Here is a 20,368-nt window from a genome sequence, read left to right on the forward strand (position 1 = left end):
GCGCTCACCAGGGGAATCGAGGCGAGTGCCTCGAGCCGGGCGCGGGCCGCGGCGCTCGTACGCTCGACCGTCACGCCGCAGCAGACGCGTGCGGATGCTCAGTCAGCGCGCGCCGAGGAGCGGCCGCGCCGCCCTCGGTTGCGCGCTGCGACGCGGCCACGCGCGCGGCTCGGCGCAGTCTCCGCGAGCCCCTTCGCGCGCACACGAAACAGAGTGATCGGGTCGGGCAAGCCCGGCAGCCGGTGCGCGCCGATGCTCGAGAGGCGAACGCTCGCGGGCCGGACTCCCGCGAGTTGATCGCGCACGTCCTTCGAGACGAGCACTTCGCCGCCACTCCCCACTCGGCAGATACGCGCGACCGCGTGGACCGACAGATCCACGTAACCCTCCTCAGTCAGCGCGGGTTCGCCCAAATGGAGCCCCATGCGCACGCGCACGAGCCCTTCTCGCCAAGCGCGCCGCTCGCCGAGCCGGCGCTGAATCGCGACTGCAGCCTCGATGGCCGCCGCCGGTTGCTCGAAGCTCGCGAAGTACTCGTCGGCGCGCGCATCGACCTCGTGGCCGCCCGCTGCGCGCACTTCGCGGCGATGAATCCTGCGCACCTCGCTGAGCAAGCTCGAGTACGCGCTGCCGAGCGACCGAAGCAACCGCGTCGAGCCCTCGATGTCGCTCATCAAGAACGTCACGACGCCGCGCGGAAGACTCGCCGTGGCGGACGCACGCGCGGCCTTCTCGGTTCGCAACTGTCCGGCGATGAACCCGACCGGCATGAGCTTGAACTTCTTGGCCGCCGTGAGCAGCCGCTTGCGCGCTCGCTCGCGCGAAGCGTCGTCTTCGAAAGCCACTCGCTCGAAGCGCGCGAGTGCGTTGCGGACGTGTGCTTCGTCGTGGATCGGCAAGCGCCGGCGACCCTTCGCATCCACGTAGGCGAATGCTCTGTCGGGGAGCTTCGCGCGTTGTGAGGCGGTCAATCGCGCCATGCGCCGACGATAAGCGTGCCCGAGCCGGACGCGAAGCCGTTAGGCCGCCGCGCTCCCGGGCTCGGCCATCACCGTCACCGGCATCCCCTCCGGCTCGAGGCCCATGATAATCAGGGCCTTCGAGAGCCCGTGGAAGAGCGTGAGGCCCGTCGCGAGCTCGGCGAGCTGCGCGTCGCTGTAGTGCTTGCGCAGCTCGGCGACGTCATCGGGCGCGAGCGCGTGCGGCGTCGTGACGATCGCGTCGGCGAGCTTCAGAGCGGCGCGCTCGTGAGCGGGCAGCGTCGAGCGCGCGTGGTCGTCGGTGATCTGCGCGACGGCCGCTTCGTCGAGCCCCTGGGTTCGCGCCCCGGCGAACCGCACTTGGCGTCAAAGCCCGCAGTCGGTGATGCGCGCGTTGCGCAGCCTCACCACTTCCTTGATGCGCTGCGAGACGACCTGGCTCTGCCAGAACTCGGCGTAGAGCGCGCCGAAGGTGGCGGCGAACTCCGGCGCGTTCGCGAACACGCTGTAGAAGTCCGCGGGCTGGCCGGGGATACCGGAGGGAACGCGGGCGACGCTGGACATGCGGCTCTCCTCGAGCGCGAGTTATCAGGGGCCGGGCCACGCCGCGCCGACGCGGCGATGCGCATCGTGCAGGCACAGCGCCATCACGAGCGGCACGACTTGCTTGTCGGGCAGCAGCGCGCGCAGGGCGACGAAGTCCCCGTCGCTGATCTCCTGGAACGCGAACGGAATCTTCTCCGCGATCGCGTTCACCGCGCGCTCGGCGTCGGTCGCCGGCTTCGGCCACGCGCCGAGCGCGTGCGCGGCGTCGATCACCGCGCGCCCGAACGCGAGCAGCTCCGGCGGCGCGAGCTTCGCTTCGTCGGGCATGCCGGCGAAGGCCTCGTACTTCGCGCGCAGCGCGGGCGTGAGGCTCGCGAGCAGCGAAGCGGGCGGCGAGGACTTCAGCGCGGCCATCGGGTGAGCTCCGTTCGCCTGCGAAGACTTCGGCTCGCTGCGCGCTTCGCTACCGCGTTTGGCTTCGCTCGCCTGCGGCTCGCTGCGCGCTTCGCTTGCATCACGCGGCCTCGTACTGAATCCACAGCTTCTCGAGCCCGCGCAGCGTGAAGCTCGGAACGTGGCGGAAGTCGTTCTTGCCGGCGGAGAAGCGCCAGTTCTTCGTGCTGTCGAAGAGCGTCTCGAACGCGATCTGCGCCTCTTTGCGCGCGAGCGACGCGCCGGGGCAGAAGTGCTCGCCGCGTCCGAACGAGAGGTGCTCGCGCGCGTTCTTGCGCGTGACGTCGAAGCGATCGGGGTCCGCGAACACCGCCGGGTCGCGGTTCGCCGCCGCGTAGCTCACCGCGATGCGCGCGCCCTGCGGAATCGCGACGCCGCCCACTTCGGTGTCGCACTTCGCCATGCGGAACAGCGTCTGCACCGGCGCCTCGATGCGCAGGCCCTCCTCGACCATGTTCGGAATCAGCGAGGGGTCGTCGCGCACGAGCTTTTGCTGGTCGGGGTTCTGGATCAGCAGCATCACGAGCGTGGCGATCAGGTTCGCGGTCGTCTCGTTCCCGGCCACGAGGAACTGCTGCAGGATCGAGAGCATCTCGGACACGTTCAGCGGCTCGACCCCGTCGAGCCGCGCGTCCACGAGATCGCTCAGGATGTCGTCCTCGGCCTTCTTCCTGCGCTCTTCGATCTTGGCCGCGAAGTAGTGCTGCAGATCGACGATCGACTGCGCGCACTCGAGCGCGCGCTCCTTCGTGATCATGCCGCCCAGCGGCGCCACCGAGTCGTCGCTCCACTTCTTGAAGAGCGGCATGTCCTTGCGCGGCACGCCGAGCTGGTCCGCGATCACCGTGAGCGGCAGCAGCACGCCGAACTGCGGCGGCACGTTCATCTCGCCCGCGTGCTTCACGCCCATCGCGAGCTCCTTCGCGACGCTGCGCACGTACGCCTCCATGCGGGCGACCGCGCGGCCCGAGAACGCGCGCGCCACCAGCGAGCGGTAGCGCGTGTGCTCCGGCGGGTCGGCGCTCAGCAGCGTGTCCACCGGCGGGTAGCCCTTGCGCATGATCGCGATCAGCTCTTCCGGCGGATTCGCATTGCCGCCCACGCCCGGTCCCGAGCGCGAAGAGAAGCGCTCTTGGTCGCCGAGCACCTCCAATAACAAGTCGTAGCGCGTGACGATGAAGAACCCGAGGCCGGGCACCTGATAAACCGGCGCCTCCTCGCGCAGCACGCGGAAGAACTCGTACGGGTTCTCCACGACGGCCGGATCGAGCGGATTCAGCGACGCGAGACGTGACATGGGGGCCCCCGAAGTGCGCGCGGTTGAACACGTGCAAGGTGCGCGAGGAGGGGGCTTGGAGTCAACCGCTTACGCGGCGATGCGACGCCGGGCATGCCGGGTTCGAGGGCCAAGCCGCGACTCGGCGTTGGGTGCGCATTTCGGGGCTTCAGAGATCGATGCCACTCAGCAGATCGAGCAAGCCCGCAGCGGCATCGGCAGCATCGAGCGGGCCGGTCAGCAGGTCGAGCCAGTGCCACGCGCCGTCCGAAGCACCGTCCGCGCGCTGCTGAATGGGCACCCAGATGCCGCGACAAGCAGGGCAGCGCGCGAGCACCATCGCGGCTGCGCGGCCTGACTCGAGCGCGGTGCCGTTGCAACGCGGACAGGCACCGGGCGACGCGGCGAGGGTCGCCTCGAAGTGGAGCTGCGCGCGGCGTTCACCCGCATTGTGCGCGCGCTGCTCGCGATGCGCCTCCAGCTCGCCGCGATCGAACCAGATGCCGCAGGTCGCGCACGCATCGAGCTCGACGCCGTGCTCGTGCCGCCGCGCCATCGGCCGGCGGCACGAGGGGCAGGGGAGGCCGGCTGCGCTCACCGCGGGCGGCGCTTGGCGGCCGCTCTTTTTCGCGCGCGAGCGGCGATCAGCCGACGCAATGCAGCATTGACGCGCGCCGACGTGGGAAACGCGCGCCGCACGTCGGGCTCCAAGAGCACGACGTTCGTGCCGGCTCGGTAACTCTCGATGTACTTGCCGACTTCTCCAGGTCCCATCGAGGCAAAGTCGTACTCCGCCCGCATCGGCTTTTCTCTTTTCCTCTTAGCCTTCTTCATGGTGGCGTCGCTCATGCGATGTGGCGGGGCGTGCGCTGATGATGCGAACTAGTTCCCCGCGGTTCGTGTGGATCACGACCAACACTCGCTGCCAGCGCGACGATTCGAAACTAGACGCTCCCGCGCGCCCTGGCTCACGCCAATAACAACCCCGCGATCGCTCCCTCGAACGCGATGCCGCCGAGATTCTTCGGCTCGGTGCTGCGATCCGCGAACACCGACACGAGCCGCCCGAGCGCCGCACCCGCCCACGCGATGCCCGCAGCCGCGAACGCGGCTTCGTGCTGCGACCACATCGCGTACGCGCCGAGCGCGAGGAAGAAGCCGCCGTAGGTGGCGCGTATCTCGGAGACGCCGAGCTTGCCGACGGGCGACATGCTCGTGAACGCGGCCGCGGAGGCCGGGCTCACGACCGCCATCACACCGAGGCCGGCGGTGATGAGCGCTCCCGCGTGGTTCGCGATCTCGGCGAGCGTCACGCGCGCTTCACCAGCCCCGCGCAGTTGTCGCGCATCACGAGCTTCTGCTCGGCTGCCGAGAACGCGCCCAGCTCGCGCACGAAGTCGATCGGGTTGGCGAGGCCCTCGGCGTGCGGCCAGTCGCTGCCCAACAACAAGCGGTCCGCGCCGATCAGGTCGCGCAAGTTCGCGACATCGTCCTCGTGGAAGGGCGAGATCCAGACGTGGCGCTTGAACGTCTCCACGGGGTCCTCGGCGAACTCCTTCGGGCTGATGCCGTAGGCGCGCTTGAAGCTCTGGATCAGCCACGGCACCCAGTTCGCGCCCATCTCGATCGAGCACACGCGGATGCGCGGGAAGCGGTGGAAGAGGCCGTGGCAGACGAGCGCCGCCATCGTGTCGAAGGGCGCGCGCGTGCCGCCGACGACGCTCTTCCAGGCGCTGCCCTTGAACGACTCGATGTCGCCGCCCTCGCCCCAGTCCGCGAAGTAGCGGCCGTAGCCGGAGTCGCCGCCGTGCATCGCGACGGTGATGCCGCTCTCGTTGACGCGCGCCCAGAACGGGTCGTAGTACGGATCCGCGAGCGAGCGCGAGATGCCGGGCAGCCGCACCGGCGCGGGGCGCATCACGATCACGCGCACGTCGCGCGCGAGCGCGCGCTCGAGCTGCGCGATCGCGTTCTCGCGGTCCATCAGCGAGATGTACGGCGCCGCGAAGATCATCTCCTTGTGCGCGTAGCCCCAGTCTTCGTGGAGCCACTCGTTGAAGGCGTTGAACGCGGCGGAGACGGCGGGCGGGTCGTCGCTCAGCGCCTCTTCCATGCCCACGCCGAGCGTGGGGAAGAAGAGCGCGCCGGCGAGCCCTTGCTGCTTCATCACTCTCACGCGCGCGTCGCGGTCGCGGTACTCGACGTGGATCGGCTCGAGCGCGCCGAAGGCGTCCTTGATCGAGAGGCCGCCCTTGTTCTTGCCCTGGTAGTAGTCGTCGAGGCAGCCGGGGCGCGCGACGGGATCGAACGTCGGGTTCGGGATGAAGCGGTTGACGGCGCCCGCCACGAGCAGCTCCTTGCGCCCGTTCACCACCGCCCAGTCCATGCAGCGCCGCCGCATCTTGCGGTCCATGTGGCGGGTGAAGGCGTCCTCGGCCTCGTAGTAGTGGTTGTCGCCGTCGAAGATCTCGTAGGGAAGCTGGGCCATGGGCGGTTCCTCGCGTGAATACCGCGACAGTAGACGCGCGCGATGCGCGCGCTCAATGGGGGGCGCTAAGCGCTCGCGAACGGCGGCAGCTCCGCATGGCGCGGCAAGTCGTCGTCGAGCTGCACCCACGAGATGCGCTTGCTGTCCCACATGTGCAGCTGCGGCGGCAGGCGCTCGGGCTCGTCGAAGCTCGCGATGGTGAGGTCGATCAGGCCCGGCATGAAGTCCGCGGCGAACGAAAGCGTGGTCCCGCAGCGCCCGCAGAAGCCGCGCTCGACTCCGGGCGACGAGGCATAGGTCGCGAGCGCGCCGACCTCGAGCGCGAACGCGTCGCGCGGGAACATCGCCCAAGCCGTGAGGGGCGCGCCGGCCGCGCGGCGGCACAGCGAGCAGTGGCAGATGATGGTCGTGATCGGCTCCGCGCTCACGCGGAAGCGGATCGCGCCGCACAGGCAGCCGCCGGCGAGTTGGTCTTCGTGGTTCGTTTGGATCACGCGGGTCTCCTTGGATTGGGCGCGGATGCAGTCGAGTGCAGCGTCGGACTCCCGCGACGGGAGGGTCGAGGGCTCGGCGCGCAGCAGTCAAAGAATCGTCAGGGTTCTCCTCCACCGGGCGCGTAGGATGCTCTTGTCGCAAGGCGCGTCGCGCCATCGCGCAGCGACGCCTCGCGCGCCCGAGGAGACCGCCATGAGCGAGAGCACCCCGCGCAGCCGTCATCACCAGATCGTCGTCGTGGGCGGCGGCACCGCCGGCATCACGGTTGCCGCGCGCCTCCGCCGCGCGCGAGCGGGCCTCGACATCGCGATCATCGAGCCGGCGAGCGAGCACTTCTACCAGCCGCTCTGGACGCTCGTCGGCGCAGGCGTGGTGAAGAAGGAAGTGAGCCGCCGCGACGAGGAGCCGCTCATCCCGCGCGGGGTGAGCTGGATCCGCGACGCGGTGGAGCGCTTCGCGCCGGACGCGAACCGAGTTGTTACGAAGAGCGGCGACGAGGTGCGGTACGACTGGCTCGTCGTGTGTCCGGGCATCCAGCTCAACTGGGACGCCGTTCCCGGCCTTTCGAAGAGCGTCGGCCGCGAAGGTCTGTGCAGCAACTACGCCTACGACCAGTGCGAGAAGACCTGGGACACGATTCGCGAATTCAAGGGTGGCGTCGCGCTCTTCACCATGCCGCCGCCGCCGATCAAGTGCGCCGGCGCACCGCAGAAGATCATGTACCTCGCCGACGATTGGTTCCGGCGCAGCGGCGTGCGCGACAAGACGAAAATCATCTACGTCGCGGGCACGCCCTCGATCTTCTCGGTGAAGGAGTTCGCCGCGACGCTCGACCGCGTGTGCTAGCGCAAAGGCATCGAGCGGCACTTCAAGCACAAGCTCGTGGAGCTGCGGCCCGAGCGGCGCGAGGCGCGCTTCGTGCACACCGAGACGCAGGAAGAGCGTGTCGTGGCGTACGACATGGCGCACGTCACGCCGCCGCAGGGTGCGCCCGACGTGGTGAAGAAGAGCGCGCTCGCGGACGCCGCGGGCTGGGTGGAGGTGAACAAGCACAGCACCCAGCACGTGCGCTTCCCGAACATGTTCGCGCTCGGCGACGCGAGCAGCCTGCCCACCTCCCGAACGGGAGCTGCGATCCGCTCGCAGGCCCCGGTGCTCGTGGCGAACCTGCTCGCCGCGCTCGACAGCAAGAGCGGCGGCGCGCACTACGACGGCTACGCCGCGTGCCCGATCCCGACGGGCTACGGAAAGCTCCTGCTGTGCGAGTTCGACTACGACCTGAAGCCGTCGCCCACGTTCCCGTTGCTCGACGGCACCAAGGAGCAGCGCCCCTACTACTGGCTGAAGCGCTACGGCCTGCCCGCTCTCTATTGGAATGGAATGCTGCGCGGAATCGCGTGAAGCTCCGCGCGATCAGCGGAGCGCGCGCGTGGAAATCAAGGACGGCCTAACAGGTTCGATCGGCAACACGCCGCTGATCCGGCTGCGCAAAGCGTCCGAGCTCACGGGCTGCACGATCCTCGGCAAGGCCGAGTTCCTGAACCCCGGCGGTTCCGTGAAGGACCGGGCGGCGCTGTCGATCATTCTGGACGCGGAGCAGCGCGGCGCGCTGCGGCCAGGCGGACTGATCGTCGAGGGCACCGCGGGCAACACCGGGATCGGTCTCGCGCTGGTGGGCAACGCGCGCGGCTACCGCACGCTGATCGTGATTCCGGAGACGCAGAGCCAGGAGAAGAAGGACGCGCTGCGGCTCGCGGGCGCGAAGCTGAAGGAAGTGCCCGCCGTTCCGTTCAAGGATCCCAACAATTACGTGAAGGTCGCGGAGCGGCTCGCGCAAGAGCTGGAAGCGACCGAGCCGAACGGCGTCCTCTACGCGAACCAGTGGGACAACCTCGCGAACAAAGACGCGCACCACCGCGGCACGGGTCCGGAGATCTGGCGGCAGACCGAGGGCAGCGTCGACGGCTTCGTGTGCGCGATCGGCACCGGCGGCACGCTCGCGGGCACCGCGGCGTTCCTGAAGGAGCGACGCCGCGAAATCGTGACCGCGTGCGCAGACCCCCTCGGCGCTGCGATGTACCACTGGTTCAAGCACGGCGAGCTGAAGAGCGAGGGCAGCTCGATCAGCGAGGGCATCGGACAAGGGCGCATCACCGGAAACCTCGCCGGCCTCACGCTCGACGAGGCGTATCAGGTGCCCGACGCCGAGGCGCTGCCCGTCGTGTTCGACTTGCTCTCGGAAGAGGGCCTCTGCCTGGGAGGCTCTTCCGGCATCAACGTCGCCGGTGCGATCCGGCTCGCGCGCGACCTCGGGCGCGGCAAGACCGTGGTGACGATCCTCTGCGATTCGGGCCAGCGGTATCAGTCGAAGCTGTGGAACCCGGAGTTTCTGCGCGGCAAGGGGCTGCTGGTTCCGAAGTGGCTGGCCTAATCGATCGCGACGGTGCCAAGCTGCCGCCTCTGCGAGGAGCGGCGGAGTGAGCAGAGACGATCCGGACAGCTCGCTCACGCCCATGCTCTGTACTCGCCGCGCGCTGCTCGGCGGCATCGCGGCCGCATCGTGCCTCGCGCCGCTGCCCGTGCACGCACAAGCGACGAATCCCGCCGCGAAGCTGCGCCCACAGCCGGGCGATCAGCTCGCGTTCGCAGCGGGCGAGCGAGCGGGGCACGCGATCGCGCCGAGTGAAATCGTCGCGCGCGCGGAGCCGCTCGTCGCGTGGCCGCGCGATGCGGCGAGCGGCTTGTTACGGGACGGCTCGCGCCTCAACCAAGTGCGCCTCGTGCGCCTCGACGCGAGCGCTCTCTCGCCGCGCACGGCGCCGCACGCGGCCGACGGCATCGTCGCGTTCGCCGCGATGTGCAGCCATGCGGGCTGCGACGTGTCGGGCTGGGTCGCGGAGACGCGCGAGCTCGTGTGCCCGTGTCACGGCTCGACGTTTCGCGCGGAGGACGGCGCGGCGGTGACGAAGGGGCCGGCGACCAAGCCGCTCGCGCTGCTGCCCCTGCGCATCGAGAACGGCGAGCTGCGCGTGGCGCGCGGCTTCACGCGCAAGGTCGGCTTCACGCCGGTGTGAGAGGAGCGAGATGATGCGAGGAGTGTTCGCTGCGGTCGCGCTGTCGTCCCTAATGACTGGCGCGGCCGGAGCGGACGATGCGCGCCCGTACTCGCCGGTGACGCAGGCGCGCCTCGAGAATCCCGAGCCGCGCAACTGGCTGATGTTCCGGCGCACGTTCGACGCGAACGGCTACAGCCCGCTCGAGAAGATCCACACGCGCAACGTGAAGAAGCTCGCGCCGGCGTGGACGTTCGCGACGGGCCTGCGCGAGGGGCATCAGTCGCCGCCGATCGTGAACGACGGCGTCATGTTCATCACCACGCCGCACAACCACGTGATCGCGCTCGACGCGCGCACCGGCGAGCAGCTCTGGCGCTACGAGCGCGAGCTGCCCGAAGACCTGATGCAGCTGCACCCGACGAACCGCGGCGTCGCGCTGTGGGGCGAGCGCGTCTACATGGCGACGGTCGACGCGTTTCTGGTGGCGCTCGACGCGCGCACCGGCGAAGTCGTGTGGGAGCAGCAGATCGAGGACTACACGCACGGTTATTACTCGACGCTCGCGCCGCTCGCGGTGAAGGGGAAGATTCTCGTCGGCGTCTCTGGCGGCGAGATGGGCATCCGCGGCTTCGTCGCCGCGTTCGACGCCGAGAGCGGCGAGCTCGCGTGGAAGACGCACACGATTCCCGCGCCCGGCGAGCCCGGCAGCGACACGTGGCCCGGCGACACCTGGAAGACCGGCGGCGTGCCGGTGTGGGTCACGGGCGCGTACGACCCGGCGCTCGGCCTGACTTATTGGGGCGCCGGCAATGGCGGCCCGTGGACGGGCGACACGCGCCCCGGCGACAACCTCTACTCGAACTCGACGCTCGCGCTCGACGTCGAGACGGGCCGCATCGTCGCGCACCACCAATACCACTGGAACGATTCGTGGGACTGGGACGAAGTCTCGACGCCGCTGCTGATCGACTACGCGCGCGGCGGCAAGACGATCCACGGCCTCGTGCATCCCGGCCGCAACGGCTTCCTCTGGTTCCTCGAGCGCGCGAAGGACCGCATCCGCTTCGTCGACGCGCAGCCGTTCGTGCGCAACGACGTGATCACGAAGCTCGATCCCGTAACAGGTCGCCCCGATTACGACCTCAGCAAGAAGCCCGCGGTGGGGAAGCCCGCGACGTTCTGCCCCTCGCTCTCGGGCGGGAAGAATTGGCCGCCCGCGGTGTTCAGCCCGAAGACGCGCCTGCTCTACATCCCCGCGAACGACAATCTGTGCGCGACGCTGAATCCCGAGCCCGCGACCTACACGCCCGGGCAGATCTACACCGGCGTCGAGCTGATGATCGGCAGCGAGACGATCGACTTCGTGCTGCACCCCGAAGCGAAGGACCACATCGGCGAGCTGCAGGCGTGGCGCGTCGACGAGAAGCCGCAGCAAGTCTGGGAGCACACGTTCAAGCAGCACCTGTGGGGTCCGCTGCTCGTCACGGGCGGCAACCTCGTGTTCGCCGGCGGCACCAACGACCGCGCCTTCCGCGCGTTCGACGCGCGCACGGGCAAAGTGCTCTGGGAGCAGCGCACGAGCTCGGGCGTCGTGGGCGTGCCCACCACGTACGAGGTGGACGGCGTGCAGTACGTGGCGGTGCTGTCGGGCTGGGGCGTCGACGCGGAGCGCATCCAGGGCGCGCTCAACGCCAAGCTCCCGAAGAGCGAGCAGGTGAGCGTGCCGCAGGGCGGCGTGCTCTGGGTGTTTGCACTCGAGAAGTGAGGAGACCCGCGATGGCGGAAGTCGCAGTTGTTACGGGCGCGAACTCCGGGATCGGGCGCGCGACCGCGATTCATCTCGCGAAGCAGGGCATGCGCGTGCTCGGCACGGTGCGCTCGGAGGGCAAGGCCGAGAAGCTGAACGCGATGGCGAAGCAGGCCGGCGCGAGCGTCGAGCTCGTGGTGATGGACGTTGCGAGCGACGAGTCAGTCCAGCGCGGCTTCGAGGAGATCCACGCGCGCGCGGGCCGCGTCGATCACCTCGTGAACAACGCGGGTGTCGGCGGCAACGCGGTGGCCGAGGAGTGCACGGTCGCGCTCTATCACGACGTGATGAACGTGAACCTCTACGGCGCCGTGCGCTGCATCCACGCCGTGCTCCCGCAGATGCGCGCGCGCAGGAGCGGCACGATCGTGAACGTGTCGTCCGTGGTGGGGAAGATCGCGGCGATCGGGCAGCAGCCGTACTTCACCTCGAAGTGGGCGCTCGAGGGCATGAGCGAGGGGCTCGCGCAGGAGGTCGCGCCGTTCGGCATCCGCGTCGCGATCGTGGAGCCGGGCCTCACCAAGAGCGCGATCTTCGCGAAGAACATCGACGGCCCTAACAAGACCGGCGCCTACGACGCGCACTACCGCCGGCTGTTCCAGTTCTACGCCGTCGGCATCGCCAACGCGACCGACCCCTTCGAGGTCGGCGCGGTCGTGCACCGCGCGATCACCACGCGCGAGCCGCAGCTCCGCTACGCCGTCTCCTGGGGCGCGCGCGAGATGATCGAGGGCCGCGCGCGCATGAGCGATCGCGAGTGGATCGCGCTCGGGGCGATCGAGGACGACACGGCTTACTACGACGCATTCGAGAAGCACTTCGGGGTGAGGATTCACCCTTGAATGCGCTGACGTTCGTCGACCAAGACGACGTGCTGTTCATGCTCGGTGGCACCGAGCGCCGCCTGCGCGAAGTGCAGGCCGCGACCCGTGCGCAGCTCGGCGCCGAACCACCCGCAGGCGAGCCGCAACCGTGACGCTCGAGCAATTAGGGAATCTCGGCGACTTCGTGGCCGCGGTCGCGACCGTGGTGACGCTCGCGTATCTCGCGCTGCAGATTCGCGCGAGCGCGAGCGCGACGCGCGCCGCTTCGCATCAGGCGACGACGGACTCGTTCATTCAGGCGAATCTCGCGATCTCGCAGAACGCTGAGCTGGCACGAATCTGGGTCGCGGGCTGCGCGCAGCGCAGCCCGCTCAGCGCCGAGGATCGGCAGCGTTTCGACACGCTGCTGCTCAGCTACTTCCACATCTTCGACTCGATCCACTACCAAGCGCACGCGGGAACCGGAGAGCGCGAGCTGCTGCGAGCCGAGGAGCGCAGCATCGCCACGCTGGTCGCGATGCCTGGCGTGCGCGAGTGGTGGGCGGAAAACCCATACGCATTCAGCACGGAGTTCCGCGCTTACATCGATGGCCTCATCGCGGGGGCGGCGCGCTGACCGCGCGAACGGCTTGTCAACCCTCGTCGATCTGGGTATTCCCCTGGTCATACCGAGGTAGGAGAGCGGCCATGGGGAAGCCCGCCGCGAAGATCGCGATCAGCATTCCGCATCCGCTCTACAAGGAGCTCGAAAAGGCGCGCCGTGCATCGCGGAAGACGCGCAGCGCAATCCTCCAGGAGGCGCTGCACGAGTGGCTGCAGCGCGAGGTACGTGCCGGCCTCGTGCGCGACTACGAGGCGGGATACGGCGCGAAGCCTGAAACGCGCGCCGAGGTCGAGGCCGCGCTCGCGGCAGCGATGGGCGTCTTCGCCAAAGACGAAGAGTGGTAGATGCGCCGCGGCGAAGTCTGGTGGGCGGAGCTGCCGGCGCCTGTGGGCCGGCGTCCCGTCGTGCTCCTCTCCCGCAACGAGGCGTACGCGGTGCGCGAGCTCGTGATCGTCGCGCCCGTGACGACGCGAGCGCGCAGGATTCCCTCGGAGGTCGAGCTCGCGCTCGAGGACGGCATGCCGCGGCGCTGCGTCGTGAACCTCGACACGCTGACGACGATTCCAAAGGCGGCATTGTCCACGCGGCTCGCTGTGCTGACGCCGCCCAAGCTCGCGGCGGTCGAGCGCGCCCTGAAGTTCGCGGTCGGGCTCGTGTGAGCCGCTCCGCTTGTTAGGGCTTCGGCAGCGGCAGGTTCATGCGCCGCGCGAGGTCGGCGAAGCGCGGGTCGGAGTGGAGCGGGCGGAGCCACGGGTAAATCGTCAGGCGCCGCAAGAGCGGGTCACGTTTCGCGTAAGCGGCCTCGTAGGAGGTGAACGCGGTCTCGTGGTCACCAAGCATCGCGCTGGAGCCCACCACGCGCGCGATTCTCTCTCGGCGCCGGGCTCATTACTAGAGCCGCGATCTCGCGCGGTTAGACTGCGCCGCTTCCTCCCACTCATTAGGAGCCTCTCATGCCCGCTCTCCGCAACGTGGTCCTCGTCGACGGCGCCCGCACTGCATTCGCGCGCGGCGCGAAGGGCAAGCTCGTGGCCACGCGCCTCGACGAAGCCGGCGCCGAAGTGATCAAGGCGCTGCTCGCCCGCAACCCGAAGGTGAAGGGCACGATGGTCGAGGACTGCGGGCTCGGGAACGTGGGCGGCTACGGCGAGTTCACCGGCCTCGGCATGATGGCGCGCCTCGCGGGGCTGCCCCTCGAGATGTGCAGCTTCAACAGCAACCGTCAGTGCGGCTCCTCGATGGAGACGCTCCACCGCGTCGCGATGTCGATCATGGTGGGCACGATCGACTGCGGGCTCGCGCTCGGCGTGGAGCGCATGGGCCGCGGACTCGGCGGCGGGCCGCAAGTTCCGCCGACGCGCGTGACGAAGATGAATCCGCGCTGGTTCCAGATGAACGAGGTGCAGAAGGCGATGGCGCACGATCACGCGCAGACCTTCTCGGTGCCGTTCCCCGACTACATCCTGAACTCGCCGCCGCTGCAGGCGATGGTGCAGACCGCACAGAACGCCGCCGAGTGTTATGGCCTCACGCGCGCCGAGCTCGACGCGTTTTCGGCGCAGAGCCACGTGAAGGCGGCGCGCGCGACTGCCGCCGGCGTCTACAAGGACGAGATCGTGCCGCTCGAGGTCGAGGATCCGGTGTTCGACGCGCAGGGCAACTGGGTCGAGGCGGAGACGGGACCGAAGGTGCTGTTCGACCAGGACGAATGCATTCGCGCGGACACGACCGCGGAGAAGCTCGGCGCACTGCAGCCGGTGAAGGGCGTGCTCAGCTTCGGCGGCAAGGAGATCGTGATCACCGCGGGCAACTCCTGCCCCACGAACGACGCGGTTTCGGCGGCGCTGCTGATGAGCGAGGAGCTCGCGCGCAAGCTGGGCCTGACACCTCTCGCGCGCATCGCGGGCATCGGCGTCGGCGGGGTGAAGCCGCAGGTGATGGGCCTCGGGCCGATTCCGTCGACGCAGAAGGCGCTGAGGCACGCGGGCATCACGGCGGACAAGATCGACCGCGTCGAGTTCAACGAGGCGTTCGCGGCGCAGGTGATCCCGAGCTGCCGCGATCTCGGGATTCCCCTGAGCAAGGTGAACGTGAACGGCGGCTCGATCGCGCTCGGTCACCCGCTCGGCGCGACCGGCGCGCGGCTGGTGACGACCGTCGCGAAGGAGCTGCGCCGCTCGATCACGCGCTACGGCCTCGCCACGCAGTGCATCGGCGCCGGCATGGGCATCAGCACGATTCTCGAGCGCGTGGACTGAAGCGCGGATCGTTCGCGCGCGAGCTCGACTCTCGCGCGCGGCCGCTTCGCGCGAGCCGAGGCACGCGACGCCGCGCACCTCGCGGCTCGCATCGCGTCTCCTTCACTCGTCCGCGATCGCGAACCGTTCCTGATAGAAGCGCAGCGCACGCCTGCGCTCTGCGGCGTCGACGCCGAAGTCCGCGAGGTCGTAGACCACCGTGCCGTGCAGCCCGCGCGGGTGCGTCGCGACGTAGCGCGCGATCGCCTCGCGGCCGGCTGCCGTGAGGGGCTGCCGTGCGAAGGCGTAGACGCGCTCGACCGTCGCGAGGTCGTCTTTCATGAACTCGCTGAAGACCACGTCGAGCGTCTGCTCCTTCGGCAGATGCACGCGCTGTAGGGCCGACGCCCGCAACAAGTCCTCGCAGCGGGCGCTCCAGTCGCGACCGATCTGGAGCGGGTCGATGTTGCGCCCGTTGATGCGGTGGCCGTAGGCGAGCATCGTGAGCAGGGAGACGGTGATGCGCAGCGGGTCGCGGTGGGTCTGCACGAAGTACGCATCGGGGAACACGGTCACGAGCGGACGGATCTGCTCGAGGTGCTGCGGCGACTTCAGCGCCCAGCGCTTCGGACCGCGCAGCCACTGCAGCGCCCGCAGCACGCGCGCGAGATAGCGGTACGCGGGTGTCTGGTCGGTGGCCTTGTACCACTCGCGATACGTCGGCACGCGGTACGCGGACTCGAACAGCATGGTCGAGAAGTCCATCGCGAGCAGCTGGATCTCTTCGTGCGTGGAGTCCGGCGGCATCTCGTGCATGCGCTTGAACAGCGGCATCGCCCAATCCTGAAAGCGCATTGCCTGCTCGCAGCGCGCTACGCGCGGATCGCGCCCGTCCGCGCGCGGCTTCTCGCGCGGGTCGGGGATCGGCTCGAGCGACTCCCAGTACGGGAGCGTGCGCCAGCTCGGGTCGGCGCTGATCAGGTTGTGCAGGTGCGTGGTTCCCGTGCGCGGGAGGCCGGCGATGATGAGCGGGCGCTCGATGCGCTCGTCGTGAATCTCGGGGTGACGCTTCAGCAGGTCTTCGAGCAGGAGGCGATTCGCGAGCAAGCCCAATAACAAGTTGCGCGTGGCGAAGATGCCGAGGCCGCTCAGGTCGGCTTCGCGGCGGATCGCAGCTACGAGAATCCCGAACGGCTCGCGCCACGAGTCGGGGCCGAAGTCGTCGAGGCCGGTCTTGCGCCGCGCGGCCTCGATCAACGCATCCGGCTCGAGCGAGAGGAGCGCGCGCAGGAGCGGGCGGCTCGCGTTCACGAGCCGCAGCGGCAGCGGGAACTGTGGGCGCGCGTAGTCGGTGATGCGGACGGTGCCTTGCATGCGCGCAGCTTGCTGCGGAGCGCGGACGCTCGCACTAGCGTCGCGCCATGACGAACACACCGCTCCCCGCCGTCGCGCTCGCGGCGGTTCCCGGCCGACGCAAGCGCACGCTCGAGCTCGCGCAGGAGCTCGAGCGCCGCAGCTACGCCGGCATCTACTGCGCGAGCTTCGGCGACGCGCTCGGTCTGTGCGAAGCGATCGCGCTCTCGACGACGCGCATCCCGTTCGGCACCGCGATCGTCAACATGTACACGCGCCACGTGATCGACTACGCGCAGACCGCGTCGCTGATCCACGAGTTATCAGGGGGCCGCTTCTACTTCGGCGTCGGCGTCTCGCACGGACCGATGAACGACCGCCTCGGCGTGAAGACGGGCAAGCCGCTGGCCGACGCGCGCCGCTTCGCGGAGCAGTACAAGGCGGCGCCGCGCGTCGGCGATCTCGCGCCGCTCGTGCTCGCCACGCTGCGCAAGAAGATGATCGCGCTCGCGGGCGAAGTGGCGGAGGGCATCGTGTTCGCGAACACGACCCGCTCGACGCTGCCCGACGCGCTCGGCGCACTGCCCGCAGCGAAGCGCGCCGACCCGCGCTTCTACGTCGGCAACATGATCCCGACCTGCATCAGCGACGATCGCGCGGCAGCGGCCTCGATCAACCGCAAGACGTTCGTGATGTACCTGACGCTGCCGAACTACCGGAACGCGTGGCGCGATGCCGGCTACGCGAGCGAGATCGCCGAAGTGGAGAAGGCGCTCGCGGCGGGTGAGCGCGGCGAGAAGCTCTCGGAGCTGATGGGCGAGCGCTGGCTGAAGGACGTCTCGCTGTACGGCAGCGCGAAGGAAGTGCGCGAAGGCTACGAGGCGTGGCTCGACGCGGGCCTGCGCACGCCGATCCTCGTGCCGTCGTCGGCGAAGGGGAACCAGCTGGTTGCGTTCGAGGAGCTGTTCGCGGCGTTCGCCTGAGGAGCGCCGCGAATTTCGCCGCGATGACGAAGCTGCGAGAGCCTGCGCAGAAGCTGAAGGCGCTGCTCGCCGAGCCGCGCCTGCGCGTGATGCCCTGCTGTTGGGACGCGCTCAGCGCGCGCCTGATCGAGCGCGCGGGCTTTCCGCTCACCTTCATGAGTGGCTTCGCTGTGTCCGCCGCACGTCTCGGCGCACCCGACACGCAGCTCATCTCCTACGCCGAGATGCTCGACTCGGCGCGCAACGTCTGCGGCGCGATCTCGATTCCGGTGATCGGCGACGCCGACACCGGCTACGGCAACGCGCTGAACGCGAAGCGCACCGTGCACGGCTACGCGCAGGCGGGGGTCGCGAGCGTGATGATCGAGGACCAGCTCGCGCCGAAGCGCTGCGGCCACACGCGCGGCAAGGAGGTCGTCGCGCGCGGCGAAGCGCTCGCGCGCGTGCGCGCCGCCTGCGACGCGCGCGACGAAGGCGCGGGCGTGCTCGTGCTCGCGCGCACCGACGCGCGCGCCACGCACGGCCTCGACGAAGCGATCGCGCGCGCGCGAGCGTTCCGCGATGCCGGCGCCGACATCCTGTTCGTGGAGGCGCCGACCAGCGAGGCGGAGATGGAGCGCGTCGCGCGCGCGCTCGAAGGCGCGGTACTGATGGCGAACCTCGTGGAGGACGGCGACACGCCGCTGCTCTCGCACGCACAGCTCGGCGCGCTCGGCTTCCGCATCGCGGCGTATCCGCTCACGCTGCTCGAAGTCGGCGCGCGCGCGATCGAGCGCGCGCTCGCCGCGATGGCGCGCGGGGCGCATCCCGCGGACGCCGACCGCCTCTCGTTCGGCGAGCTGCGCGCGCTGGTCGGCTTCGACGCGTACGACGAGGAAGCGAGGCGCTACCGCAGCGACGGCTGAGTCACGCGTCAGCGCCCGAGCCGCGCCTCGCTCGTGTCGAACGTGAAGCCGATCGTCGTGCTGAAGCTCATCAGCTTCGCGCCCACGGGCGGCTTCGCGGGCTCCGTGCCCGCGCTCACGCTGAGCTCCGCGCTCGCGCGCCCGGCGCGCACCTCGACGCCCAGCAGCCGCGCGCGCGGATCGGCGCCCTGCGCGGCGGCCTCGATGCCGCTCGCGTTGCCGCGCGCGAGCAGCCCGAGCCAGCCGGGATGCGCGGCGTCGAGCAGGTCCCCGCGCTGCGCCTCGAGCGCGATGCGCACGCGCTCGCCGTCCACCGTGATCGCGCGCGCGCAGCCGGGCGGAAGCGCGGCGTGAAGCCCTAACACCTGCGCGACCGCGCGTGCCCCGCCGCCCGCGACTCCGAGCGCTCGTGCGAGCCGTGCGCCCGCGTGCCAGCCGACCGCGGCCCACTGCGCGGTGAGCGCCTCGCGCGCCTTGGCCTCGCCGACGCGCTCCGTGAGCGCGATCTCCGCGGAGCACGCGAGCAGGTTCACCTGGACTTGGAACTCGCGCGCGACGGCCGCCAGCGTGGCGCTCGACAGGTGACCGAGCTTGAAGCCCGGCTCGGCGGGCCGCGCATAGTCGACCCAGCCCGTGTCGCGCTCCGGCGCGCGCGCGTTCTCGAGCTGCGCGAGTGGCAGCGCCGCAACGGCGCGCGTGTTCTTCGCGGGCCCGACCGGCTCGTTCGCGGGATCGATCGCGATCGTCCAGTGGCAGTGCGGGTGGCGGTCCTTCGGCGTGCGCGGTGGGCGGTGGATCGGCCGGATGCGCGCGCGCGGGTTGGTGGCGTAGGCCGTCGCGTCGAAGGTCGGATCCTCGATCGTGTGGCACATGCCGATCACGCGCGACTCGCCGTGCGGCTCCACGTCCATCAGCGCGCCGCAGTGCAGCAGGAAGAACTCGCCGTGCGCTTCGTCGATCAGCTTCCAGCCCACGTCCATGTATTGATGGGGGAAGCCGCAGTCGAGCTGGAGGGCCTTCACGATCGCCGGCACGCCGTCGCCCGCGATCTTCATCAGGCTGCGCATGCGGCCCGTGTAGACGGGGCTCGCGCCCATCCACTCGTCGATCGCGACTTGGTCCACCACGTTCACGTCGCGCGTGGCGAGAAAGACCTGCGGCATCAGGGCGCGGTCGATCAGGTGGCCCACGTGCATCGTCTCGAGCGTCGCGCGCAGTAGCGACTCACGCGGCAGCTCGTCGAACGCGGTGCACTGCTTCGTCATCGCGACTCCGATCGCGCTCGCGCGAGCGCGCGGCTGCCGCGCACGAGCGGAAGGTCGAGGAACGTGCGCGGGCCGGGCGGCGCCTCGCACAGCGGCGCGATCGCGTTCACGGCCTGCATGGCGGTGGCGACGTCGGCGGAGTGCACGTGCTCCGCGATCGAGTGCTCGCGGGCGCGCGCGAAGCTCGCAGCGTTCGTGAAGTGCACGCGCAGCGAGGGATCGCCCTCGATCGTCACCGTCCAGCCGTCCTTGGGCTTGGGCCAACTCTCGGGATAGCCCGGCCCGATCGTCCACAGCGCCTCGATCTCGAGGGCAGCGCGTCCGTCGATGAAGCCCGTCCAGCGATAGCGCTGGCCGCACACGCCGCCGCGCTCGACGCGGCCCGCGGCGACCTCGAAGCCTGCGTCGGCGGCGACCAGCTCCTTCGCGACCTCGACGCGCTCGCTCTCGCCGCCGAGCCCGCGCGCTAGCACGTGGAGCTGCTCTTGGAAAATCCCGGAGTTGAAGCGGGCGAAGGGATTGGCGGCGAGCGTGGCGTCCTCCGGGCGGCTTCCGAAGCGCATGTTGTCGAAGGTGATGCGCGGGCTCGCGTAGAAGCTCCAGTTCGCGCGCTCTTGTACGTGCACGCGCGCGGCGCGCCGACACATGCCGGAGAGCACCAGCGGGAGCACTTGGCCCGCGAAGCCGGGGTGAATGCCCGTGCCGTGAACCGAGCTGGCGCCCGCGGCGCACGCAGCCTCGAGGCGCGCGCGGTCCTGCGCGGGCAGCGAGAGCGGGTCGAAGAGGAACGGAGTCGCGACGACGTTCTTGCCGGAGGCCAGCAGCGCGCACACGTCGTCGAGGCTCGCGAGCCGCGGCATGTAGGCGACGCAGTCGGCGGCGAGGCGCAGGATCGCGTCGCGATCGTTCGTGGCGCGAATGCCGACGTGCGGCAGCCCGCAGAGCTCGCCCGCGTCGCGGCCCACCTTGTCGGCTCCATACACGAACACGCCGGCGAGCTCGAGGCCGGGGTGCTCGACGATCGCGCGCAACGCCTCGGCGCCGACGTTTCCGGTTCCCCATTGAACGACGCGGTAGGGCGCGGGCATCGACCCAC

General features: G+C 69.8%; 26 protein-coding genes and 1 pseudogene. 12 read left to right on the forward strand and 15 right to left on the reverse strand.

From position 1 onward, the window contains the following. Positions 1–98: 98 nt before the first annotated feature. From FJ091_00330 to FJ091_00380, 11 genes are all read right to left on the reverse strand, one after another. The gene (locus tag FJ091_00330; protein ID MBM4381789.1) at positions 99–980 is read right to left on the reverse strand and encodes an adenylate/guanylate cyclase domain-containing protein; all 882 of its coding nucleotides are present in this window, start codon (positions 978–980) and stop codon (positions 99–101) included. Between the two features lie 39 nt (positions 981–1,019). Next, complete coding sequence (locus FJ091_00335) at positions 1,020–1,340, reverse strand: hypothetical protein (protein ID MBM4381790.1); 321 nt, start codon at positions 1,338–1,340, stop codon at positions 1,020–1,022. 6 nt (positions 1,341–1,346) lie between these two features. Further along, complete coding sequence (locus FJ091_00340) at positions 1,347–1,544, reverse strand: hypothetical protein (GenBank protein MBM4381791.1); 198 nt, start codon at positions 1,542–1,544, stop codon at positions 1,347–1,349. A 24-nt stretch (positions 1,545–1,568) separates the two neighbouring features. Further along, the gene (locus FJ091_00345) at positions 1,569–1,940 is read right to left on the reverse strand and encodes a hypothetical protein (GenBank protein ID MBM4381792.1); all 372 of its coding nucleotides are present in this window, start codon (positions 1,938–1,940) and stop codon (positions 1,569–1,571) included. Between the two features lie 100 nt (positions 1,941–2,040). Beyond that, a complete protein-coding gene (locus FJ091_00350) occupies positions 2,041–3,276 on the reverse strand; it encodes a cytochrome P450 (GenBank protein ID MBM4381793.1) in 1,236 nt (411 codons plus the stop codon). 148 nt (positions 3,277–3,424) lie between these two features. Then, positions 3,425–3,811 (reverse strand): zf-TFIIB domain-containing protein, encoded by a 387-nt coding sequence (locus tag FJ091_00355; GenBank protein MBM4381794.1) that lies wholly within the window; start codon positions 3,809–3,811, stop codon positions 3,425–3,427. A gap of 38 nt (positions 3,812–3,849) precedes the next feature. Beyond that, positions 3,850–4,089 carry a hypothetical protein gene (locus tag FJ091_00360; protein MBM4381795.1) on the reverse strand — a complete coding sequence of 80 codons (240 nt, stop codon included), beginning with the start codon at positions 4,087–4,089 and terminating at the stop codon, positions 3,850–3,852. Further along, positions 4,076–4,333 carry a BrnT family toxin gene (locus FJ091_00365; GenBank protein MBM4381796.1) on the reverse strand — a complete coding sequence of 86 codons (258 nt, stop codon included), beginning with the start codon at positions 4,331–4,333 and terminating at the stop codon, positions 4,076–4,078. The genes FJ091_00360 and FJ091_00365 overlap by 14 nt, the downstream gene beginning before the upstream one ends. Then, the gene (locus FJ091_00370) at positions 4,224–4,508 is read right to left on the reverse strand and encodes a DUF4345 family protein (protein ID MBM4381797.1); all 285 of its coding nucleotides are present in this window, start codon (positions 4,506–4,508) and stop codon (positions 4,224–4,226) included. Before FJ091_00370 ends, FJ091_00365 begins: the two co-directional genes overlap by 110 nt. Positions 4,509–4,564: 56 nt before the next feature. Next, positions 4,565–5,743: an amidohydrolase family protein gene (locus tag FJ091_00375; GenBank protein ID MBM4381798.1), complete on the reverse strand. Its 1,179-nt coding sequence runs from the start codon at positions 5,741–5,743 to the stop codon at positions 4,565–4,567. Between the two features lie 65 nt (positions 5,744–5,808). Beyond that, a complete protein-coding gene (locus FJ091_00380; GenBank protein MBM4381799.1) occupies positions 5,809–6,234 on the reverse strand; it encodes a GFA family protein in 426 nt (141 codons plus the stop codon). A gap of 196 nt (positions 6,235–6,430) precedes the next feature. Here FJ091_00380 and FJ091_00385 point away from each other — a divergent pair. From FJ091_00385 to FJ091_00425, 9 genes and pseudogenes are all read left to right on the forward strand, one after another. Continuing rightward, positions 6,431–7,639: pseudogene (locus tag FJ091_00385) on the forward strand (NAD(P)/FAD-dependent oxidoreductase). 28 nt (positions 7,640–7,667) lie between these two features. Next, the gene (locus FJ091_00390; GenBank protein ID MBM4381800.1) at positions 7,668–8,669 is read left to right on the forward strand and encodes a cysteine synthase A; all 1,002 of its coding nucleotides are present in this window, start codon (positions 7,668–7,670) and stop codon (positions 8,667–8,669) included. Between the two features lie 46 nt (positions 8,670–8,715). Continuing rightward, the gene (locus tag FJ091_00395) at positions 8,716–9,312 is read left to right on the forward strand and encodes a Rieske 2Fe-2S domain-containing protein (GenBank protein MBM4381801.1); all 597 of its coding nucleotides are present in this window, start codon (positions 8,716–8,718) and stop codon (positions 9,310–9,312) included. 10 nt (positions 9,313–9,322) lie between these two features. Continuing rightward, positions 9,323–11,059, forward strand: a complete 1,737-nt coding sequence (locus FJ091_00400; protein ID MBM4381802.1) for a PQQ-dependent dehydrogenase, methanol/ethanol family — start codon at positions 9,323–9,325, stop codon at positions 11,057–11,059. Positions 11,060–11,070: 11 nt separating this feature from the next. Continuing rightward, positions 11,071–11,943, forward strand: coding sequence for an SDR family oxidoreductase (locus FJ091_00405; protein MBM4381803.1), 873 nt, complete (start codon positions 11,071–11,073; stop codon positions 11,941–11,943). After that, positions 11,940–12,077 carry a hypothetical protein gene (locus FJ091_00410; protein MBM4381804.1) on the forward strand — a complete coding sequence of 46 codons (138 nt, stop codon included), beginning with the start codon at positions 11,940–11,942 and terminating at the stop codon, positions 12,075–12,077. The genes FJ091_00405 and FJ091_00410 overlap by 4 nt, the downstream gene beginning before the upstream one ends. Next, complete coding sequence (locus tag FJ091_00415; GenBank protein MBM4381805.1) at positions 12,074–12,541, forward strand: hypothetical protein; 468 nt, start codon at positions 12,074–12,076, stop codon at positions 12,539–12,541. Before FJ091_00410 ends, FJ091_00415 begins: the two co-directional genes overlap by 4 nt. 71 nt (positions 12,542–12,612) lie before the next feature. After that, positions 12,613–12,873, forward strand: coding sequence for a ribbon-helix-helix protein, CopG family (locus tag FJ091_00420; GenBank protein ID MBM4381806.1), 261 nt, complete (start codon positions 12,613–12,615; stop codon positions 12,871–12,873). Beyond that, positions 12,874–13,188 carry a type II toxin-antitoxin system PemK/MazF family toxin gene (locus FJ091_00425; protein MBM4381807.1) on the forward strand — a complete coding sequence of 105 codons (315 nt, stop codon included), beginning with the start codon at positions 12,874–12,876 and terminating at the stop codon, positions 13,186–13,188. It abuts the gene before it with no gap. A gap of 13 nt (positions 13,189–13,201) precedes the next feature. Here the strand turns inward: FJ091_00425 and FJ091_00430 are convergent, their stop codons facing one another. After that, positions 13,202–13,387, reverse strand: coding sequence for a hypothetical protein (locus FJ091_00430; protein MBM4381808.1), 186 nt, complete (start codon positions 13,385–13,387; stop codon positions 13,202–13,204). A gap of 95 nt (positions 13,388–13,482) precedes the next feature. Between FJ091_00430 and FJ091_00435 the strand changes: the two genes are divergently transcribed. Then, a complete protein-coding gene (locus tag FJ091_00435; protein ID MBM4381809.1) occupies positions 13,483–14,787 on the forward strand; it encodes a thiolase family protein in 1,305 nt (434 codons plus the stop codon). A gap of 102 nt (positions 14,788–14,889) precedes the next feature. Here the strand turns inward: FJ091_00435 and FJ091_00440 are convergent, their stop codons facing one another. Further along, positions 14,890–16,140, reverse strand: a complete 1,251-nt coding sequence (locus FJ091_00440; protein MBM4381810.1) for a sulfotransferase — start codon at positions 16,138–16,140, stop codon at positions 14,890–14,892. Positions 16,141–16,187: 47 nt separating this feature from the next. On the opposite strand from FJ091_00440, the gene FJ091_00445 reads away from it, so the two are divergent. Both FJ091_00445 and FJ091_00450 read left to right on the forward strand, forming a co-directional pair. After that, positions 16,188–17,102 (forward strand): LLM class flavin-dependent oxidoreductase, encoded by a 915-nt coding sequence (locus tag FJ091_00445; GenBank protein ID MBM4381811.1) that lies wholly within the window; start codon positions 16,188–16,190, stop codon positions 17,100–17,102. 23 nt (positions 17,103–17,125) lie between these two features. Next, positions 17,126–18,007 carry an isocitrate lyase/PEP mutase family protein gene (locus FJ091_00450; protein ID MBM4381812.1) on the forward strand — a complete coding sequence of 294 codons (882 nt, stop codon included), beginning with the start codon at positions 17,126–17,128 and terminating at the stop codon, positions 18,005–18,007. A gap of 8 nt (positions 18,008–18,015) precedes the next feature. On the opposite strand, the gene FJ091_00455 is transcribed toward FJ091_00450, so the two are convergent. Together FJ091_00455 and FJ091_00460 are read right to left on the reverse strand one after the other, a co-directional pair. Next, the gene (locus FJ091_00455; GenBank protein MBM4381813.1) at positions 18,016–19,272 is read right to left on the reverse strand and encodes a hypothetical protein; all 1,257 of its coding nucleotides are present in this window, start codon (positions 19,270–19,272) and stop codon (positions 18,016–18,018) included. After that, the gene (locus FJ091_00460) at positions 19,269–20,360 is read right to left on the reverse strand and encodes a dihydrodipicolinate reductase (GenBank protein ID MBM4381814.1); all 1,092 of its coding nucleotides are present in this window, start codon (positions 20,358–20,360) and stop codon (positions 19,269–19,271) included. Before FJ091_00460 ends, FJ091_00455 begins: the two co-directional genes overlap by 4 nt. Between the last annotated feature and the right edge of the window lie 8 nt (positions 20,361–20,368).

It is taken from the genome of Deltaproteobacteria bacterium, from assembly GCA_016875395.1.
GTDB lineage: Bacteria > Myxococcota_A > UBA9160 > UBA9160 > UBA6930 > VGRF01.

Bases quoted from the DNA above. Each gene is read 5' to 3' on its own strand.
- FJ091_00405 (MBM4381803.1), top strand. From the start codon at position 11,071: ATGGCGGAAGTCGCAGTTGTTACGGGCGCGAACTCCGGGATCGGGCGC.
- FJ091_00360 (MBM4381795.1), bottom strand. From the start codon at position 4,089: ATGAAGAAGGCTAAGAGGAAAAGAGAAAAGCCGATGCGGGCGGAGTAC.
- FJ091_00425 (MBM4381807.1), top strand. From the start codon at position 12,874: ATGCGCCGCGGCGAAGTCTGGTGGGCGGAGCTGCCGGCGCCTGTGGGC.
- FJ091_00440 (MBM4381810.1), bottom strand. From the start codon at position 16,140: ATGCAAGGCACCGTCCGCATCACCGACTACGCGCGCCCACAGTTCCCG.
- FJ091_00445 (MBM4381811.1), top strand. From the start codon at position 16,188: ATGACGAACACACCGCTCCCCGCCGTCGCGCTCGCGGCGGTTCCCGGC.
- FJ091_00370 (MBM4381797.1), bottom strand. From the start codon at position 4,508: ATGGCGGTCGTGAGCCCGGCCTCCGCGGCCGCGTTCACGAGCATGTCG.
- FJ091_00460 (MBM4381814.1), bottom strand. From the start codon at position 20,360: ATGCCCGCGCCCTACCGCGTCGTTCAATGGGGAACCGGAAACGTCGGC.
- FJ091_00355 (MBM4381794.1), bottom strand. From the start codon at position 3,811: ATGGCGCGGCGGCACGAGCACGGCGTCGAGCTCGATGCGTGCGCGACC.
- FJ091_00340 (MBM4381791.1), bottom strand. From the start codon at position 1,544: ATGTCCAGCGTCGCCCGCGTTCCCTCCGGTATCCCCGGCCAGCCCGCG.
- FJ091_00420 (MBM4381806.1), top strand. From the start codon at position 12,613: ATGGGGAAGCCCGCCGCGAAGATCGCGATCAGCATTCCGCATCCGCTC.
- FJ091_00375 (MBM4381798.1), bottom strand. From the start codon at position 5,743: ATGGCCCAGCTTCCCTACGAGATCTTCGACGGCGACAACCACTACTAC.
- FJ091_00330 (MBM4381789.1), bottom strand. From the start codon at position 980: ATGGCGCGATTGACCGCCTCACAACGCGCGAAGCTCCCCGACAGAGCA.
- FJ091_00345 (MBM4381792.1), bottom strand. From the start codon at position 1,940: ATGGCCGCGCTGAAGTCCTCGCCGCCCGCTTCGCTGCTCGCGAGCCTC.
- FJ091_00450 (MBM4381812.1), top strand. From the start codon at position 17,126: ATGACGAAGCTGCGAGAGCCTGCGCAGAAGCTGAAGGCGCTGCTCGCC.
- FJ091_00350 (MBM4381793.1), bottom strand. From the start codon at position 3,276: ATGTCACGTCTCGCGTCGCTGAATCCGCTCGATCCGGCCGTCGTGGAG.
- FJ091_00435 (MBM4381809.1), top strand. From the start codon at position 13,483: ATGCCCGCTCTCCGCAACGTGGTCCTCGTCGACGGCGCCCGCACTGCA.
- FJ091_00455 (MBM4381813.1), bottom strand. From the start codon at position 19,272: ATGACGAAGCAGTGCACCGCGTTCGACGAGCTGCCGCGTGAGTCGCTA.
- FJ091_00400 (MBM4381802.1), top strand. From the start codon at position 9,323: ATGATGCGAGGAGTGTTCGCTGCGGTCGCGCTGTCGTCCCTAATGACT.